The organism is Mesorhizobium sp. M7A.F.Ca.CA.004.12.1.1 (assembly GCF_003997835.1).
Taxonomy (GTDB): domain Bacteria; phylum Pseudomonadota; class Alphaproteobacteria; order Rhizobiales; family Rhizobiaceae; genus Mesorhizobium.
The window spans coordinates 1-456 of sequence record NZ_RZRK01001504.1 but is presented as its reverse complement, the minus strand read 5'-3'; the positions used below and the strand labels follow the sequence as shown (position 1 = coordinate 456).

The following is a 456-nucleotide window of genomic DNA, read 5'->3' as shown; positions in this document are numbered from 1 at the left end:
ATCGACGGCTGGCCGCTGACATTCTGGATCGCCGGCCAATGGGTGAACCAGAGGCTCTTGTCCATCAATTGGCCGAAGAACGGCTTCAGCTTCAGCAAGGGTGTCAGGTGAAGCTTGTCGAGCAGGTTCTCGATGAGCTCGTCGGCGCCTTTGGGATCCATGGCGCCGCAGGCGAGCGGCGGGTGGGCAATGACCGGCATCAGCACGGCGTCGTACTGCACGGTCTCCGAAATCAGCTGCCGCGAGGCGGCATGCAGCCGCTGCAGGTCGGCATAGGTCTCGCCGGCCGACACCATTTCGCCGAAGCGGGCGAGCACCCGCGTCGCCCGCTCGATGTCACCGGTAACGGAACGGCCGACGCGCAGCGCTTCGGCCCGCATCGTGCCGGCGACGGCGGAGGCAACCGTCCTGCAGAAATCGGCGAAGAAATCGCGGCCGATAAAGGGCAGGTCGATC

1 pseudogene is annotated in these 456 nt (G+C 65.4%); it reads right to left on the bottom strand.

From position 1 onward, the window contains the following. Positions 1-456, bottom strand: a pseudogene (locus EN984_RS37260) (amidase); the annotation flags it as partial.